Here is an 18,231-nt window from a genome sequence, read left to right as displayed (position 1 = left end):
TAATATTAAAATCTGACATCTAATGTCTAAAAACAAAAGAATTTTCGTAGAAAAAAGAGGAATTTTCGATGTGGAAAGTCCAAAAATTTTTGATGAAGTAAAAGCGGTGGTTCCTGCCGTTCAAAGCGTAAAAGTATACAATGTGTACGATATTTTCGGTTTGAATGACGGAGAATTTGAAAAAGTAGTATATAACACTTTTGTAGACCCTGTTACGGATATTTTACACACCGAAAACCCGGCAGAAAAAATCCACTTTGGAATGGAGTTTTTACCCGGACAGTATGACCAGAGAGCAGATTCTGCCCAGCAGTGTATTGCATTGCTGACGGAAAATGAAAAATCAAAAGTAAGAAGCGGTAAGCTGATTGAATTTGAAGGAATCTCTGAATCAGATCTTGTTAAAATCAAAGACCTGCTGATCAATAAAGTAGAGTCTCAGGAAAAAGACCTGTCCGTACTGGATATTCCTGCCGATGAAACCCCTTCAAAAGTTTTGGTTCATGAAAATTTCACCAATTTTAATGATGCTGAGCTTGAGAATTTCTACAATAACCACGGTTTTGCCCTGGGGCTGGATGACCTTAAGTTCATTCAGGAATATTTCAAAACAGAGCAGAGAAACCCTACCGAAACAGAACTTAAAGTTTTAGATACCTACTGGAGTGACCACTGCCGTCATACCACTTTCGAAACAGAATTGTCAGACATTCAGTTTGAAGGGCAGTTCAAACATACATTGGAAACCATTTTCAATGACTATATCGAAAAAAGAAAATTCTTAGGCCGAGAACTGAAGCCAATCTCATTAATGGATCTGGCCACCGTATGCGGTAAATATTTTCATAAAACAGGTAACCTGGATAATCTTGTGATTTCCGATGAGATCAACGCCTGTACCATCCAGATTGAAGCAGAATACGACGGTAAAAAAGAACCTTGGTATTTATTATTCAAAAATGAAACCCACAATCACCCTACAGAAATTGAACCTTTCGGAGGGGCTTCTACCTGTTTAGGAGGAGCCATCAGAGATCCTTTATCTGGAAGATCTTTTGTATTCCAGGCGATGAGACTGACAGGTGCTGCTGATGTTTTAGAATCAGTAGACAAAACCTTACCGGGAAAATTACCACAAAAAACCATTACCAAACAGGCTGCCAACGGATATTCATCGTATGGTAACCAGATCGGTCTGGCAACAACCATGGTTTCCGAAATCTATGATGAAGGCTACAAAGCCAAAAGAATGGAAGTAGGGTTTGTAACCGGAGCGGTTCCTATAGATTGGGTAAGACGTGAAAAACCAGCCAATGGGGATTCCATCATTATTTTAGGAGGGGCAACAGGACGTGACGGAGTTGGTGGTGCCAGCGGAAGTTCAAAAGAGCAGGACGAAACCTCTATTCACACCATGAGTTCCGAAGTTCAGAAAGGAAATGCAGTAGAAGAACGTAAAATCCAGAGACTGTTCAGAAATCCGGAGGTGACAAGACTGATTAAAAAGTCAAATGACTTCGGTGCCGGAGGAGTTTCCGTAGCCATCGGTGAAATTGCAGACTCTCTGGAAGTAAACCTTGATGTGCTTCCTTTAAAATATGAAGGATTAAACGGAACCGAACTGGCTATTTCCGAATCTCAGGAAAGAATGGCTGTAGTGGTAGATCCGAAAGATAAAGAAAAGTTCATTAAATTCTGTGAAGCTGAAAATATCGTAGCGGTAGAAGTAGCGAAAGTAACAGATTCAGGAAGAATGCAGATGTTCTGGAAAGGAGATAAAATCGTAGATCTTTCAAGAGCATTCCTGGATACCAACGGATGTTCAAAATCTCAGGAAGTAAAGATCACTCACCTTGAAGAAGTAAAAGAAGAAACCAAAACATTCACGGAAGAAAACTTCCTGGATACCTTAAAAGATAAAAACGTAGCTTCCCAGAAAGGATTGCTGGAAATGTTCGATTCTTCAGTTGGAGGAACGACCGTAGCAATGCCTTTAGGAGGGAAATATCAGCAGACCTTAATGGAAGGAAGTGTTCAGACACTGCCTGTTTTAGGAGCAAAAGATATTAAAACCGTTTCTCTGGCAAGCTGGGGCTTTGATGCTGAAATTTCAAAACAGAACTCATTGCTGGGAGCATCTTATGCAGTCGTAGAAAGCGTTGCGAAGATCGTTGCCATGGGTGGGGATTACAAAAACATCAGATTAAGCTTCCAGGAATATTTTGAGAAACTTGGACAAAACCCTGAAAAATGGGGCAAACCTTTAGCCTCCCTTTTAGGAGCTTATGATGCTCAGATCAACCTTGGCTTAGCGGCTATCGGAGGAAAAGATTCCATGAGCGGAACTTACCAGGATCTGAACGTACCGCCAACATTGATTTCTTTTGCATGTGCCAATGGAGAAAAACAAAACATCATTTCCCCGGAATTTAAAGCAGCAGGAAACAAGATTTATTTCTTCAATCATATCGCTCAGGAAAGTGGTCTTCCAGATTATACTGCTTTAAAAGAAGTTTATGAATTCATCTTTGAAAACATTAACTCAGGAAAAATCGTTTCTGTAAAAACAGTGAAAGACGGTGGAGTGGCTGTAGCATTGGCCAAAATGAGCTTCGGAAACAGATTAGGTGCAGAAATAAATGCAGATGAAAATACTTTATTAGCTAAAAATATCGGTAGCTTAATTATCGAAGCTAAAGAAGAACTAAGCTCTGTAAATCTTCAGATGATTGGAAAAGTAGTTACGGATGAAGTGGTAACCATCAATAATTTCAAATTTCAAATTTCAAATCTTGAATCAGCTTACACCGGTACATTTGAAAACCTTTTCCCAACGGTAGAAAAAGAAAAAATTACGGTGGAGATTGATGAAAAATCAAACTCCATCCATCCAAGAAATATCATCATCAAGAAACACGGAATTGCGCAGCCTAAAGTATTCGCTCCGGTATTCCCGGGAACCAACTGTGAGTATGACACACTGAATGCATTCCAGAAAGAAGGAGCTGTAGTAAGCAGTCTGCCTTTGATCAACATCAGTCACCAATTATTGGATGAAAGCATCGATGCATGGGTAGAAGAGATCAGAACCTCTCAGATTTTAGCATTCTCGGGAGGATTCTCAGCAGGGGATGAGCCGGATGGTTCCGCAAAATTCATCGTGAATGTTCTGAAAAACGAAAAGATGAAAAATGCCGTTCACGAGCTGTTAGACAGAGACGGAATGATCATCGGGATTTGTAACGGATTCCAGGCGTTGGTGAAATCAGGGCTGCTGCCTTACGGAAGAATTAAAGATCTGGATGAAAACTCTCCAACATTGGCTCATAACGCCATCAGAAGACATATTTCCCAGATGGTGACAGTAAGAGTGGTGAATGATGAAAGCCCATGGTTAAAAGGAATGAAAGGCCAGGAGTTTACCATTCCGATTTCCCACGGTGAAGGACGTTTCATGGCTTCAGAAGAAGAAATCAAAAAGCTTTATGAAAACGGACAGATTGCAACACAGTATATCGATTTAGACGGAAACATTGCCCACGGAATGCCGTTCAACCCAAACAACTCACTGTTCGGAATTGAAGGAATTACCAGTCCATGTGGAAAGATTTACGGAAGAATGGGACATCCTGAACGTTTTGCAGAAGGCCTCATGAAAAATATTCCTACCGCGAATTATCACAATATATTCAAAAACGGTGTTGAATACTTCAAATAACAATACAAGAAAAATGATCGTCATCCATGGCGGTCATTTTTCGTCTCTAGCAGGTTTCTATGATGAAATTTCCAACGTGCTGATGAAAGATGCGGACTGGAAAGTGGGAACGCTTGATGGCTTTGATGATATTTTATATGGCGGTTTCGGAATATTTGAAAATAATGAGGAAATAGAAATGATATGGAAGCTGTCTGGAAAATCAAAAGAAGACCTTGGCCTAATGGCTACACAGGAATTTTATGAAAATAAGATCAGACAGGGCAAACCTTTTAACACCGAATTGATTCAACAGAAACTAAACGAGCTTCTGGCCGGAAGAGGACAAACACTGTTTGAAATTCTGGTTGAAATCATACAATCCCATAAAAATATTACGTTGGTTTTATCGGAAGACTAATAAAAGTACTTTCTCTTTATGCCCTAAGTATAAGCCTAAATAATTAATTTTGCAGCCCACAATACTATTGAATTAATCATGACAAGACTAATGAATCTTTTGTTGAAATGTAAAGTTTTTATGATGTTTAACTTGGCAGTTCTTTTTCTGAAGATTTTTTATTCTCACAAAAAAAATTTTGAGGGACTTACCTTTGAAGATTGGGATATTGCTAATAATTTGGTTAAATATGGAGTGTATTCCGAATTTATGAGTGTAGGGCCTACCGCGTATAAGCTGCCGGTATATCCACTTTTTTTATCTCTATTCATTTATATTTTTGGGGACCATGCAAAAACAGCTGTTATTCTATCGCAGCATTTTATCTTTTTTCTAATCCCCCTGCTTTTTATTCTCATTTCAAAAATATTCAATAAAGATAAAATAGGAATTCTTACCGGATATTTATTTATAGGATCACCTGCCTACTTTCTCTATTCCAATACTTTGGAAATTACGAATGTTTTCATTTTTATTTTTCTGATCTTTCTATACTTTTTTTTAGTCATATGGAATGGAAAATATTCCTGGGGACACGTCATCATGCTGGGAATCAGTTCGGCAGTGTTATTTTTAAGCCAGGTGGTTGCAGTTCCGCTTTCCATGATTCTTTTACTGTGCCTTCTTTTATTTAAAAAAATTAAGCTGAAAGAACTGGTGGCAGTGCTGGGAATTATCGGCTGTTTATATACCCCGTGGGTAGCCCGGAATTACGTAACTTTTAATAAGATTATTCTATCCAAGAGCCCCGTTTGGCAGAATATACATTTCGGATATTTTCATGAAGTACAGGTTTTTGAGTCATTACAAAAAATATCTCTTCAGAAAAGCTCCGAAATAAGAAAAAAAAGAATGCATACCGATGAGTTCACCATGGAGAAAATATATGAAAAAGAAGTCAGGAGTATTGAAAAAAACAACCCTTATATCTCACTGAAAAAAGCCGCTGCCAATGCACTTATGTTATGGTATGTACCATCAAGATATTTCTATGATTCCTCACCCGCAGTCATGGGAAGGAAAGTTTATGTTATCATTTTGAATTTTACTGTTTTGATAAGCTTGATCCAGTTATACAGGCACAAAAAGTGGGAATTATTTCTTTTTTCAATATTGTTGTTTGGTAACTTTACAGTACCTTATATGATAGGACAGGCCGGAATGACAAGATTTAAACTGGATTTTGAATGGTATCAGCTGTTTTTAGCAGCATACCTCGTGTATAACACTGTTTTTAATAAATATAAAAAAGAAACTGAATAAGTGAAAAAAATAGTATACGGGCTGTTCTTCGGAGACAGCATTACTTACGGAGAATATGACGGTGTTTTTGGCGGATGGGTTGATATTCTGAAAAGATACGCACTCCAGCAGTTCCATGAAGGAAATGGTGATGAACTCATCTTATTCAATCTTGGAATTGGCGGTGAAACAACTGAAGGGCTGCTGAAAAGAATGCCCCATGAATTAAGTGCAAGAAACTCAGCAGACGGAAATATTGTTTTTCTGGGATACGGAGCCAATGATCTGGCCATAAAAGACAATAAGCAGGTAGTAGGACATGAAAAATTCAAAAATAATATGATCGCTGCAGCTAAGGAAGCTAAAAAATTTTCTTCCGATATTTACCTGGTAAGTATTCTTCCTTTTGCTCAGAAAATAGATGGAGTAGTAGTAAACTCAGGAAAATTGAGAACCAATAAAGAAGTTATTGTGTACAATCGGATTCTCAGAGATATTGCGTCAGACCATGGGCTTGGTTATATCGATTTTTACACTGCTTTTTTTGAAGATAAGGAATTTCTGCTGTCGGCAGACGGTGTTCATCCCAATGAAAAAGGCTACGGAATTATGGCGGAAATAGCAATCCCAATCATCGAAAAATATTTATAATACAGAACCCTGCAGAAAGAGCAGGTACAAATGGAGATATCCCTGTTTTGAAATACTTTTTTATTGAAATAGATATTTTCTGTAAATAATAACTCCTGCAACAACTGCCAGAATACTCGTCAGAAGAACCGCGCCTGCTGCAATATCTTTAATAAAACCAATTCTTTTATCAAAATCAGGCTGAACCATATCACAAAGCTTTTCTACGGCTGTATTAAAGATTTCAGCGCTCAGAACCACAAAACAGACCAGAAGAATAAGAATGGCATCTGTAGCAGAAAGCTGTAAGTAAAAGATCAGAAAAATATTGATGAAGAAAGCCACAAGCTCAATTTGGAAATTCCTTTCCGTTTTTACCATTAAAAAAATACCGCGGAAAGCGTTAAAAAAACTTTTATGGACGGGTGGTTTTCGCATCGGGAAAATATTCTTGACAAATATAATTATTTGATCAAAAATAATTCATAAATTTATCATCGGAGGATTGTCTTCCTTATCAAAAAATTGAGATAGAAATAGTTGGGAAATTCTTTTGATGGTTGTTAATAACTCTCAGGATTATTTTTTTTAATCTATTTTCTATTTATTATATTTGTAAAAATTATTTTTAAATCTATGAAATTTATTATTTCAAGTGGTGAACTGCAGAAGGCTCTGCAAACTGTAAGTGGCGTAATATCAAGTTCTCAGTCGAGACCGATTTTAGAAAACTATCTTTTTGAATTAGACGGAAATAATGTTACCATTACAGCATCTGATGGCGAGACAACTCTTGTAACGTCCTTAGAAGTAAAGTCTGATGATTCAGGGAAATTTGCCGTTCCTGCTAAGATTTTCCAGGATTTTATCAAAACCTATGGCGAGCAGCCTTTAACGCTTGCTGTAAAAGACAATGCAGAAGGTACAGGAAGCCAGCTTGAGATCCTGGATGAAAAAGATAATTTCGCTGTAGCACTGGATAATGCAGACGATTATCCTGAACTGCCGGAATTTGATGCATCACAAAGCGTAACCATGCCTGCAGGTGTTTTATCTGAAGCATTAACCAATACCCTTTTTGCAACAAGTAACGATTCTCTTCGTCCCGTAATGACCGGGGTACTTTTCCAGTTTGGTGAAAACGAAACCAACTTTGTATCTACAGACTCTCACAGACTGGTAGTATACAAGAGATCTGACCTGATGAACCCTGAACCAATGGAATTCATCATGCCGAAAAAACCACTCAACATTTTCAAAAATATTCTGGCAAGCTCTAATGAAGACGTTACCATCGATTTCAATGAGAATATGGCCAAGTTTACTTTTGGCAAACATATTTGGATCTGTAGACTGATTGACGGGAAATATCCTAACTATACTGCGGTAATCCCTAAAGAAAATCCGAATATACTGACGATCAACAGAAATCTTTTATTAGGAGCAATCAAAAGAGCATCAATCATGTCCAACAAGTCAACCAATCAGGTTAGATTTAAGCTCTCTGCCAATATTCTTCACCTTCATGCAGAAGATACAGAATATGCCAACAAAGCAGATATGCAGATTCCTTGCGACTACAACGGAGAAGATATCAATATCGGGTTCAGTTCTAAGTTCTTAACAGAAATGCTTACCATTTTAGGTTCCGATGATATTACCATGAAAATGTCCCAGCCTAACAGACCGGGAATCATTGAGCCTCTTGACGGTCTTGAAGAAAGCGAAAATATTCTAATGTTATCAATGCCGGTGATCGGATTGTAATATTTTAAATACATAAAAACTCAAAAGAGGCTGAATTTTCAGTCTCTTTTTTTGATAAAACAAACCATGAAGAAAATATTGATCCTGATTGCAGGATTACAGTTTATCCAGATGTTTTCACAGAAAAATATCAAGGTATATCAGGAACGCAAGGGAGATATGGTAGCTTATTATGCAGACAACCGGGAGGTTTATCCCATGTCTTTTGTGTTTTCCGGAACACCGGAACTGGAAAATGCAACAGCTCCCGAAGTTTTTAAAGCAGTACAGGTTATACCAGCACAGTCATTCAAAAACCGGATTGCCTATTTTGTTGTAAAGGATAAGACAAAAAAGTGGGGCGCAAAAAAAATGCCGGGCTATACGATGTACACCGGCAATGTTAATCAGAATACCTATGATTCGGACTATAAGTACGATCTGCCGTTTAAAAAAGGTAATTCTTTCACAGTACATCAGGGATATAATGGAGCTTTTTCGCACCGTAATGAAAACTCCCTTGATTTTAAAATGCCGGAAGGCACAGAAATTACGGCTGCCAGAGAAGGAATCGTAACTGATTTTATTCAGCACAATAATACAGGATGCCCTACAATAAGCTGCATAGATCAGGGAAATTATGTTACGATAATGCACTCAGACGGAACCTTTGCCCAATATTATCATTTGAAGGAGAATGGAGTTAAAGTGAATCTCGGTGATCAGGTAAAAAAGGGTGATGTGATAGCATTAAGCGGGAATACAGGCTGGAGTAACGGACCCCACCTGCATTTTGTATGTTATATTCCCAATCTTGCAGAAGAAAAGCTGATGAAGACGATAAAAACACTTTTTAGAACAGGTAATGGAAGTAAGACGGAGTATCTTATGGAGAAAAAGAAATATTTCAGAGGATACTGAGTTTTCGACTGGGCCAGGCACAAAGAAAAAGCGTTTTGATGTGACGGAAGAAGATTGTTCTGCCAGACAGGTATTAAAACAAATCAAAGGAATTTATCCTATTAAAGTCGCTTCTAAATTTCGCTGTTTCTTAAAAAAACACGACATTTGTAGCGCGAAAACTCACGTAAATATTTACGTGAATCTTCAAATAAAAGTTCAAAATAGAGTAAATGAAATCTAAGGTTTCATTTGACGGGTAAAATTAGTAGATCGATAAACAAATGAAAATATCAAACAACTGGCTGAAAGACTATGTCAAAACGGAACTGAAAACGGAAAGGATTGGAGAATTCCTTACAGATATAGGTCTTGAAGTTGAAGGGATAGAAAAATTTGAAAGTGTAAAAGGCAGTCTGGAAGGAATTGTTGTAGGAAAAGTATTGACCTGCGAGAAACATCCGAATGCAGACAAACTGAAAAAAACTACGGTGGATGTAGGAAACGGAAAAGTTTTAAACATCGTGTGCGGTGCTCCTAATGTGGAAGCCGGACAGACCGTGCCTGTAGCGGTGGTAGGAACTAAAATTTATGATAAAACCGGGAACTTTTTCGAAATCAAGGAAGCAAAGATCAGAGGAGAGGTTTCTCAGGGAATGATCTGTGCAGAAGATGAGCTTGGATTAAGTGAAGATCACGGTGGAATCATGGTTTTAGACGAAACCAAATATGAAGTAGGAAAAAACTTTGCCGATTATTTTGAACTGACCAATGATGAAGTTTTTGAAATCGGTCTGACACCTAATAGGACAGATGCCATGTCACATTACGGTGTGGCAAGAGACCTGTACGCTTTTCTTTCCACTAATCAGCAGAAGTCAACGTTTGAGAAAGTTTCCTCTGTCGTTTTAAACGGTGAAGGTACCCACGAATTTACTCTGGAGGTAGAAGATACTGCGCTTTGCCCAAGATATATCGGAGCCGTTATTGAAGAGGTAAAAGTAGCAGATTCTCCGGCTTGGTTAAAAGACAGACTGAAAGCTATCGGATTAAGCCCGATTAACAATATTGTAGACATCACCAACTATATCCTTCACGGCTATGGACAGCCGCTTCATGCTTTTGATGCAGATAAGATTGCAGATAAAAAAGTAAAAGTAGGGGTGGTAAAAGAAGGAACAAAATTCAAAACTCTTGACGGAACAGAAAGAACCTTGAACGGTTCCGAGATCATGATCAAAGACGGTAAAGATAACCCGATGTGTATTGCAGGAGTGTTCGGCGGGGCAGAATCCGGGGTTTCTGATGCTACAAAAACCATATTCCTGGAAAGTGCTTATTTCAATCCGGTAGCGGTAAGAAAAGGAGCAAAATTCCACGGACTGAATACAGATGCTTCTTTCAGGTTTGAAAGAGGAGTTGATCCTAATATTACCAGAACAGCAATTACCCATGCCATTAAAATGATCCAGGAAATTGCAGGAGGAAAATTTGTAGGAGAACTGTTAGAAGAATATCCAAAGAAAATTGAAGACAGCTATGTGATCATCAGATTCTCTAAGATTGAACAGATTTTAGGAACAAAAATTCACAGAGAGAAAGTAAAAGAAATTTTAAAAGCCCTTGAGATTCAGGTACTGAACGAAATTCAGAACGGTCTTGAAATCTCTGTACCGGCTTATAGAGCAGATGTAACAAGAGAAATCGACGTTATTGAAGAGATTCTTAGAATTTACGGATACAACAAAATTGATGCTCCACAGAAGATCTCCTTTACTCCTGTAAAATTAAATGCAAATGACCAGGATGAACTGGAAAACAGCTGGGCAAGAACATTACAGGGATTAGGTTTCAATGAAGTGATGAACAATTCTCTGACCTCTGTGAAAGATGAAACAGATGCCGTGAAGCTGTTAAACCCATTGAGCGGTGATCTTGCATTTATGAGAAAATCTTTATTGGAAGGGCTTCTTCAGAATGCTGTTTACAATATCAACAGAAAAAATCAGGACATTAAGTTCTTTGAACTGGGTAAAATTTACCACAAGAGAGATAAATATGAAGAAAGAAAACAGCTGGCCATTCTTGTTTCCGGAAGAGATGCTGCAGAAAACTGGCTGCTGCCAAAATCTGTGGTAAGTTTCTATAACCTTAAAGCTTACGTTAAAGTTTTATTGGAAAAACTAATGGTTGATTATAAAGAAACGGCTTTATCTGATGAAAGATTCTCTGACGCCTTAGCTTATGAAGTGAACGGAAAAACGTTGGTAAGAATTGGTAAAGTAGCTCCTACATTGCTGAAAGATGCTGATGTTGACCAGGAATGCTTCTATGCTGAAATAGAACTGGAACTGGCTCAGGAATTACGCTCTAAGAATACCCTGAAATTTAAGGATATTCCTAAATTCAACAAGATCAGAAGAGACCTTGCATTATTGATTGATAAGAATGTAAACTATCAGGATCTTTACCAGACTGCAAAGAAAAATAAATCCCCATTCATTAAAAACATCAACTTATTTGATGTATATGAAGGGAAAAATCTTCCGGAAGGAAAGAAATCTTATGCGATGAGCTTTGAGCTTCTGAATGAAGAAAAAACACTGGAAGAAAAAGAAATTTCAGAAGTAATGGATTCTTTAATCAAAGCATTCCAGAAAGAATACAATGCAGAATTAAGATCTTAATTCAATAGAATAATATACTTATAAAACGGACTTTTTAGTCCGTTTTTTTTGTTATATAAAATTCTTATTATAAAATCCAAACTGCATTTTTTTAGTTGGAAAACGCAATGGCGCAAGGTTTTTTGACTATGCTGATGTTTTTAAGGCGCAAGAAAAATCAAAGATTTTCAGCAAGTTCTCCAGCATAAAATTTTATCGCAGATAAAATCGTTGCGCCTTATGTACCCAGGAAGTTGGCAAAAAAAAATAGCGTTTTTGCGCAAACCCAATAAAAACAATTCCCAAAAATCTGCGCCATCTGCAAAATCAGCGAGCGAATAAAAAACTATCCAAAATTCATTCGTGCATCCGTGGCAGATCAGAATAAATTTTTAATAAAATCATTGGAAGAAATAGTAAAATAAACCTCTTAAAAAAGTAATAAAATTTCTCGCAAACCGTTTAGATAATATAAAATCCGTAAATTTGATTAATTCTAAAAGAAAAAAATGAAAAATCTTTTTTTAAGTATATGTGCGGCAGCAGTTTTGGCGTCGTGTGGTGCAGCAACAAGTGCTTCTGCTTCAAAAGTAGGAAAAGCGCAACCTTCATTAGAAAATACAAAATGGACCCTTGCAGATAACGTAAAAGGAAAAATTCCTACCCTGAATTTTGAAGGAGAAAAGATCAATGGTAATGCAGGATGCAATAATTATTTCGGAACGGCTAAAATAGAATCTTCTACAGGTACTTTCTCTGCAGGGCAGTTAGGATCTACCAAAATGATGTGCAACAGCATGAGTGTGGAACAGAATTTTATGGATATGGTAGGGAAAGCCAATAAATATGTGATTTCCGGGAATACCTTAGAGCTTTACAAAGACAATCTTTTATTGTTGAAGTTCAACAAAACAGAATAAAAAATAAAAGGAACTCAATTTGAGTTCCTTTTTTATGTTTAGATTGTTATTAATCTTCCTCTTCTTCGTCGTACTTAGCCAACTCTTCATCGCACCATTTAAATGCCGCTTCTACCACTTTAGTAGCTTCATCCGCCATTGTTTCTTCATCATCACCTTCAAGATCATCTAACCACTCAACCTCTTCTTCCTCAACGTTTAAGATAAATCTTGGATATTCTGTGTGTACTACGAATAGATCTTCAGGAAATTCCGAATTATCTGCTAATAAAAACTTTGGTAATTTCATTTTTTTAATGTTTTAACTTTAATCAAAGATAATAAAATTATTGATATTTATTCTTGTCGATTTTAATTTTTTGTAAAACTTTATACCATGTCAAGGTAGTTTTACGAACCGTATCCTGAGGTTTATAAGTGAGTGTGACATTGGAATTTACCGTACTGACAAGTTCTGCTGTTTTCATTTTATTCATGTCTTCTTCATTTTTCGTAACATAGAACTGTAAAGGAACCTTATCCAGTTTTTCATTTTCCAGAAATTCTGAAACTGCTTTTCTGTTTTCCAGATAATTTCCTTTGGACAGCCAGGTAAAAGTCATTCCGGTCATGATACTCAGTATGCTGATGAGATAGGTTCTCATCCCGAAAATTGCAAATAGCCTGTTGAAATAGACCAGCCACAGCGGAACAAGAAATGGTCCTATGATTCTGTAATCCATTGCATTCACAGAATAAAAATACTGGATAAAGTAAGAGCATACAACTCCCGTAACACTGATGGTTACAAAGAACTGTTCTGTTTCTGACAACTTTTTATTTATTAAAAGATAGATCAGTAAAACGATATTTAAACCTCCGATACCATAAATAGCATAATTGATTTTGCCTCCACCCGGATCAGCAATATGAATAAAAGGGTTAAAGGAAGTAGCAAGCCCCTGGAAAAGTTCTCTTAGTAATTTAGAAGTAGGATAGAGTCCTACTTCCAGAAAGGTTTTAACATAATTCTGATTAAAATAATCGATAAACAGGAATTTGTAAGCTATTACAAATGCTAAACCGATGAATCCTGATAATATAAATGCCGGGCTATATTTCTTTTTCAGGGACAATAGTCCGAAAAGACCGGTTCCGGCTATAAAAAACAGGGCACTGTATCGGATGTTGTAAAGAGCAATTAATGAAAGAGAGAGATAAAAAACAGCTTTTCCTTTTTCAAGCTTTCCGGTAATGATCTGTGAGGCGGTATAAAGAAACAGGAAAACAAACGGAAGAATGAATGGTTCACTCATGGTATACGCATAAAGCGAAACAAAACTGAACAGAGCACTCATCATAATGGCTTCTCTTTTATAGAAGTCTTTTGCCCAGCAGAAGCAGACAATAAATAACAAGGCTGTTATACCCAGCGCTTTGCTTCCCCAGAACTCATCAAATCCCATAAAAGTAAACAATTTGATGGCTGCCGGATAGCCCAAAGGAGTAGTGGTGTTATCAATAACCGGGAAAACATGAGCAAACCTCATAAAGCGGATAGAGTCCGGGTTTACCCTTCCTTTTTCATTCAGCAGAAAACGTAAAATGGTCATCATTACCGTAATGATGACCATTGCTATCTGGATATTTTTTTCTTTTATTCTCATTAAGCTAAAAAATAATCCCTGAAGAATTTATTTCAAAAACATTTTTGAAACTTTTTCAGCTTTTTTGCTTTCAGAATAATCATAGAACCCTTCTCCGGATTTTACCCCAAGTTTTCCTGCCATTACCATGTTGACAAGAAGCGGATTGGGAGCATATTTAGGATTTTTAAAGCCTTCATACATAACATTAAGAATAGCAAGGCATACGTCAAGTCCGATAAAATCTGCCAGTTGAAGAGGTCCCATCGGATGTGCCATTCCAAGCTTCATCACCGTATCAATTTCTTCTACACCTGCCACTCCGTTGTAAAGAGTTTCGATAGATTCGTTGATCATTGGCATCAGGATTCTGTTGGCAACAAAACCTGGATAATCATTTACCTCTACAGGAACTTTGCCCAAAGTTTTGCTCATTTCATAAATAGAATCAAAAGTCTCTTTAGAAGTAGAATATCCTTTGATGATCTCTACAAGCTTCATAATAGGCACCGGGTTCATAAAGTGCATCCCGATTACTTTGTCAGCTCTTTTTGTAGCTGCTGCAATCTTAGTAATAGAAATAGATGAAGTATTGGTAGCCAGAATACAGTTTTCAGGAGCAAATTCGTCCATCTGTCCGAAAATTTTTAGTTTCAGATCCTGATTTTCAGTAGCAGCTTCCACGATAAGGTCAGCAGCTCCCACAGCATTTTTAAGTTCAGTAAAAGTGCTGATGTTTCCTAACGTCTCAGCTTTTTGCTCTTCTGTAAGGTTCCCTTTAGCTATAATTCTGTCAAGATTGGTCGTAATGGTTTTCAGGCCTCTGTCCAGCGCATCCTGAGAAACATCTACCAGATTTACTTTGAATCCGCTTTGTGCAAAAGTATGCGCAATACCATTCCCCATGGTTCCTGCCCCGATAACTACGATGTTTTTGATCATTTTTCTTTTATTTTTTATAGATAGTTAAATTTTTTCTGTTCATAAGATCGTCCTGATAAATGGTTACCGCCTTATTAAAATTGACGTTTCCGTCTCTATTCTGGTTTCTTTTCTGATTTTGTGAAGATATAACAGAAGAAAGACCTCTCATAAAAATATCTTTCTGCTTTTTCCCAAGCCCGCTGATACCAATGTATAAATTGAATTCTCCTTCTCTTCCAAGGCCGCTCTGAATAAGGATTTCAAAAGCTTTAGACTGGTTTTTCTTTTCAAACTGCTTCAGATAATTCAGTACCGGTTCTGTGGAAGGTGTTCCGCAGCAGATGCTGGAATAGCCTATTTCTATGTAAGCCGGGCTTTTTTGTGCAGAAAAAAAAGTAAAGCAGAAAAGTCCTGTTATAATGAGTAAGTTTTTCATTTTCTTAGCTTTAAAAATAAGCTTAATATTTTATCTGATAAAATCTATTTTTTCTTTTTCTGAAAGAAGGTTATATCAGTTTCGTCCTGATTAGGAAATCAATTTTACAATTTCAAGAGCTACTTTTAATGCTTCAGTTCCGTCTTCCAGAGAAACTTCTACGTTTTTACCATCAGTAATGGCGTATGCAAGAGAGTTCAGTTCATCCAGAATAGCATTGTTTGCCTGAATATTAGGATATTCAAATAAAATCTGATTCTTTTCTCCATCAGCATTTTCAATGATCATATCGAAAGGAGTCGGATTTTCCGGAGCATCTTTCATTCGGATTACTTCAGCTTTTTTCTCTAAGAAATCAACGGAAATATACGCATCTTTCTGGAAGAAACGACTTTTTCTCATGGCCTTCATAGATATTCTGGAAGTCGTAAGGTTGGCTACACAACCGTTTTCAAACTCAATTCTGGCATTGGCGATATCCGGGGTTTTGCTTACAACACACACACCGCTTGCATGAATATTTTTTACTTTGGATTTTACCATGCTCAATAAAATATCCAGATCGTGAATCATAAGGTCCAGTACAACAGAAACATCCGTCCCGCGTGGATTGAATTCAGCAAGTCTGTGAATTTCAATAAACATAGGATTTTGGATGTATTCTTTAGTAGCGATAAAAGCGGGATTGTATCGTTCCACATGGCCTACCTGAGCTTTAATACCGTTTTCCTGACACAGACGTAAGATTTCTTCTGCCTGCTCAAGCGTTTGGGTAACCGGTTTTTCAATGAAAAAATGAAGCTTTTTTTCAATGGCTTTTAATGCATAATCATAGTGATAAACCGTTGGAGTTACAATATCCAGCATATCAATCTGCTCCAGAAGTTCATCAAAATTTTCAAAATATTTATATCCGAATTCAGCTTCTATTTTCTTTCCGTTTTCAACATCTTTATCATGAAAACCTACCAGTTCATACTTATCAGACTGATTCAGAAGTCTTAAATGGATCTTTCCAAGATGTCCGGCACCTACCAAACCTGCTTTTAACATAGCTTTTTTAATTTCTGTAAAGATAATAATTTTAGGTATTAAGAAATACTCTGCAGCTTTTAGGTTGATCAATATGGATAGTTTTTTTACTTTTGCAGGAACGATTACCCAAACCTTAATATCCATACCCACCCATGACGCACGATTCGTTTGTACATAAAGGAAAAAGAAAGATCCTTGTGGACTATCTCCGACAAAGGATCGGAATTTCAGATGAAAATGTACTTTCGGCAATGAATGAAGTCCCGAGACACCTTTTTATTGAAAGTATTTTTGAAGATTTTGCCTATGAAGACCGGGCATTTCCTATTCTTGCCCAACAGACCATTTCGCATCCTTCAACGGTAGCGGAGCAGTCTGAGCTCCTGCAGGTACAACCCGGAGAAAAAATTCTGGAAATAGGAACAGGCTGTGGGTATCAGACGGCTGTTCTGCTGGCCATGAAAGGGTTGGTATATACCGTAGAAAGACAGAAAGACCTTTTTGATTTTTCAAAGAAGAAACTTAGAGAAATGCATTTGTATCCTAAATTTCAGAGCTTTGGGGATGGATTTGCAGGACTTCCCACCTTTGCTCCTTTTGATAAGATCATCGTAACCTGTGGAGCATCAGTTCTCCCTACAGAATTACTGAAACAGCTAAAAGTAGGAGGGAAAATGGTGATTCCATTAGGTCCTACAGATGAGCAGGTTTTATACAGATTTACAAAAGTAGGCCCAACCCAGTTTGAAAAAGAAGAATTCGGAGCCTATAAATTTGTGCCAATGCTTGGAAACACTAATCATTAGCAACAATTCTAAGGTGTAAAGTTCATTTCGGAATGAAAATTGGACTCGAAACTAAACCTAATTTAATATTAAAGTTATAACCTTACTTTTTATGGGAGTAAGGTTTTTTTATGGAGCTCATTAATCAAAGACAATATGAAAGTTTTTATCAATAAAAGAATTCCTGAGATCGGGATCACCATGTTGGAAAGAGAAGGAATAGATATTATATTTCCTGAAAAAGAAGATCTTTCTTATGAAGAATGGCTGTGGCACTGCAGAAATGCAGATGCCGTTTTAAACGTAGGAAATACATTCAGATATGATAAAACATTTTTTCAAGAATGTCCGAATATTAAAGCGATTGTACTTTACTCGGTAGGTTTTGATCATGTAGATATTCAGGAAGCTGACCGCAGAAAAATTCCCGTTGGAAATACTCCTGATGTTTTAAGCAGAGCCACGTCAGATACAGCATTCCTGCTGATGCAGTCTGTGGCCAGAAGAGCAGGATATAATTTTCAGAAAGTAAAAGAGGGAAATTGGGGAGCATTTGATCCGATGGATGCTTTGGGGCAGGAACTCTACGGAAAGACATTGGGAATCTTCGGTCTGGGAAGAATAGGCTTTGAAATGGCAAAAAAATCACAGAGAGCCTTTGATATGAAGATTATCTATTATAACCGCCACCGGAATGAAGAAGCAGAAAAAGAACTGAATGCGGACTATGTTTCTTTTGATGAATTGATCATGAATTCAGATGTACTGAGTATTCATGCCAGTTTTAGCCCTGAACAGAAAGACCTTTTTAATCATTCGGTTTTTGAGAAGATGAGATCTGGTGCTATTTTTATCAACACAGCGAGGGGAGGTTTTCACAATCAGGAAGATCTTTACCAGGCGATTGTTTCCGGCCAGATCTGGGGAGCAGGACTGGATGTAACAAATCCTGAACCCATGTCTCAGGATGATCCTCTTCTGGAACTTTCAACAGTTTGTGTGCTGCCTCATATAGGCTCAGCCACTATTGAAGCCCGAAACGGAATGGCAAGGCTGGCTGCAGAAAACATCATTGCTCTTTCAAAAGGAGGAAAAATGCCGTACTGTGCAAATCCTGAAGTATATTCATAGAAAATCTACAACTTGGAATTATTTTTGTTCTGTT

Annotated in this window: 16 protein-coding genes; 10 read left to right on the top strand and 6 right to left on the bottom strand. The window is 37.3% G+C overall.

Annotated elements, in window-relative coordinates:
* Positions 1 to 22: 22 nt before the first annotated feature.
* From FW768_RS05470 to FW768_RS05455, 4 genes are all read left to right on the top strand, one after another.
* On the top strand, positions 23 to 3,718 hold the full coding sequence (locus FW768_RS05470) for a phosphoribosylformylglycinamidine synthase (RefSeq protein WP_153393468.1): 3,696 nt from the start codon (positions 23 to 25) through the stop codon (positions 3,716 to 3,718).
* On the top strand, positions 3,699 to 4,118 hold the full coding sequence (locus FW768_RS05465; protein ID WP_153393465.1) for a ribonuclease inhibitor: 420 nt from the start codon (positions 3,699 to 3,701) through the stop codon (positions 4,116 to 4,118). Before FW768_RS05470 ends, FW768_RS05465 begins: the two co-directional genes overlap by 20 nt.
* Before the next feature lie 120 nt (positions 4,119 to 4,238).
* Positions 4,239 to 5,420, top strand: coding sequence for a glycosyltransferase family 39 protein (locus tag FW768_RS05460; RefSeq protein ID WP_185151941.1), 1,182 nt, complete (start codon positions 4,239 to 4,241; stop codon positions 5,418 to 5,420).
* Positions 5,421 to 6,050, top strand: coding sequence for an SGNH/GDSL hydrolase family protein (locus tag FW768_RS05455; protein WP_153393459.1), 630 nt, complete (start codon positions 5,421 to 5,423; stop codon positions 6,048 to 6,050). It begins immediately after the preceding gene.
* 60 nt (positions 6,051 to 6,110) lie between these two features.
* Here FW768_RS05455 and FW768_RS05450 read toward each other — a convergent pair whose 3' ends face one another.
* On the bottom strand, positions 6,111 to 6,467 hold the full coding sequence (locus tag FW768_RS05450; RefSeq protein ID WP_153393456.1) for a diacylglycerol kinase family protein: 357 nt from the start codon (positions 6,465 to 6,467) through the stop codon (positions 6,111 to 6,113).
* A 198-nt stretch (positions 6,468 to 6,665) separates the two neighbouring features.
* On the opposite strand from FW768_RS05450, the gene dnaN reads away from it, so the two are divergent.
* The 4 genes from dnaN (at position 6,666) to FW768_RS05430 (ending at position 12,261) form a co-directional block, all read left to right on the top strand.
* Entirely contained in the window at positions 6,666 to 7,796 is a 1,131-nt protein-coding gene (gene dnaN, locus FW768_RS05445) for a DNA polymerase III subunit beta (protein ID WP_153393453.1), read from the top strand.
* Between the two features lie 66 nt (positions 7,797 to 7,862).
* A complete protein-coding gene (locus FW768_RS23930; protein ID WP_153393450.1) occupies positions 7,863 to 8,696 on the top strand; it encodes a M23 family metallopeptidase in 834 nt (277 codons plus the stop codon).
* A gap of 263 nt (positions 8,697 to 8,959) precedes the next feature.
* Positions 8,960 to 11,362: a phenylalanine--tRNA ligase subunit beta gene (gene pheT, locus FW768_RS05435; RefSeq protein WP_153393447.1), complete on the top strand. Its 2,403-nt coding sequence runs from the start codon at positions 8,960 to 8,962 to the stop codon at positions 11,360 to 11,362.
* 488 nt (positions 11,363 to 11,850) lie between these two features.
* The gene (locus tag FW768_RS05430) at positions 11,851 to 12,261 is read left to right on the top strand and encodes an META domain-containing protein (protein WP_153393444.1); all 411 of its coding nucleotides are present in this window, start codon (positions 11,851 to 11,853) and stop codon (positions 12,259 to 12,261) included.
* Between the two features lie 49 nt (positions 12,262 to 12,310).
* On the opposite strand, the gene FW768_RS05425 is transcribed toward FW768_RS05430, so the two are convergent.
* The 5 genes from FW768_RS05425 to FW768_RS05405 form a co-directional block, all read right to left on the bottom strand.
* Positions 12,311 to 12,550, bottom strand: coding sequence for a hypothetical protein (locus FW768_RS05425; RefSeq protein ID WP_002977986.1), 240 nt, complete (start codon positions 12,548 to 12,550; stop codon positions 12,311 to 12,313).
* 37 nt (positions 12,551 to 12,587) lie between these two features.
* Positions 12,588 to 13,907, bottom strand: coding sequence for a hypothetical protein (locus FW768_RS05420; RefSeq protein WP_153393441.1), 1,320 nt, complete (start codon positions 13,905 to 13,907; stop codon positions 12,588 to 12,590).
* Positions 13,908 to 13,934: 27 nt separating this feature from the next.
* Positions 13,935 to 14,825 carry a 3-hydroxybutyryl-CoA dehydrogenase gene (locus FW768_RS05415; protein ID WP_185152042.1) on the bottom strand — a complete coding sequence of 297 codons (891 nt, stop codon included), beginning with the start codon at positions 14,823 to 14,825 and terminating at the stop codon, positions 13,935 to 13,937.
* Between the two features lie 10 nt (positions 14,826 to 14,835).
* Entirely contained in the window at positions 14,836 to 15,246 is a 411-nt protein-coding gene (locus FW768_RS05410) for a hypothetical protein (protein ID WP_153393435.1), read from the bottom strand.
* A gap of 90 nt (positions 15,247 to 15,336) precedes the next feature.
* Positions 15,337 to 16,299: a Gfo/Idh/MocA family protein gene (locus FW768_RS05405; protein ID WP_153399805.1), complete on the bottom strand. Its 963-nt coding sequence runs from the start codon at positions 16,297 to 16,299 to the stop codon at positions 15,337 to 15,339.
* A 134-nt stretch (positions 16,300 to 16,433) separates the two neighbouring features.
* Between FW768_RS05405 and FW768_RS05400 the strand changes: the two genes are divergently transcribed.
* Both FW768_RS05400 and FW768_RS05395 read left to right on the top strand, forming a co-directional pair.
* Positions 16,434 to 17,087 carry a protein-L-isoaspartate(D-aspartate) O-methyltransferase gene (locus tag FW768_RS05400; RefSeq protein WP_153393432.1) on the top strand — a complete coding sequence of 218 codons (654 nt, stop codon included), beginning with the start codon at positions 16,434 to 16,436 and terminating at the stop codon, positions 17,085 to 17,087.
* Between the two features lie 135 nt (positions 17,088 to 17,222).
* The gene (locus tag FW768_RS05395) at positions 17,223 to 18,197 is read left to right on the top strand and encodes a 2-hydroxyacid dehydrogenase (protein ID WP_153393429.1); all 975 of its coding nucleotides are present in this window, start codon (positions 17,223 to 17,225) and stop codon (positions 18,195 to 18,197) included.
* The last annotated feature ends 34 nt before the right edge of the window (positions 18,198 to 18,231 follow it).

It is taken from the genome of Chryseobacterium vaccae (assembly GCF_009602705.1).
In the GTDB taxonomy this organism is placed as follows: domain Bacteria; phylum Bacteroidota; class Bacteroidia; order Flavobacteriales; family Weeksellaceae; genus Chryseobacterium; species Chryseobacterium vaccae.
The sequence above is the reverse complement of the archived record's forward strand: the minus strand, read 5'-3'. Positions and strand labels throughout refer to the sequence as shown.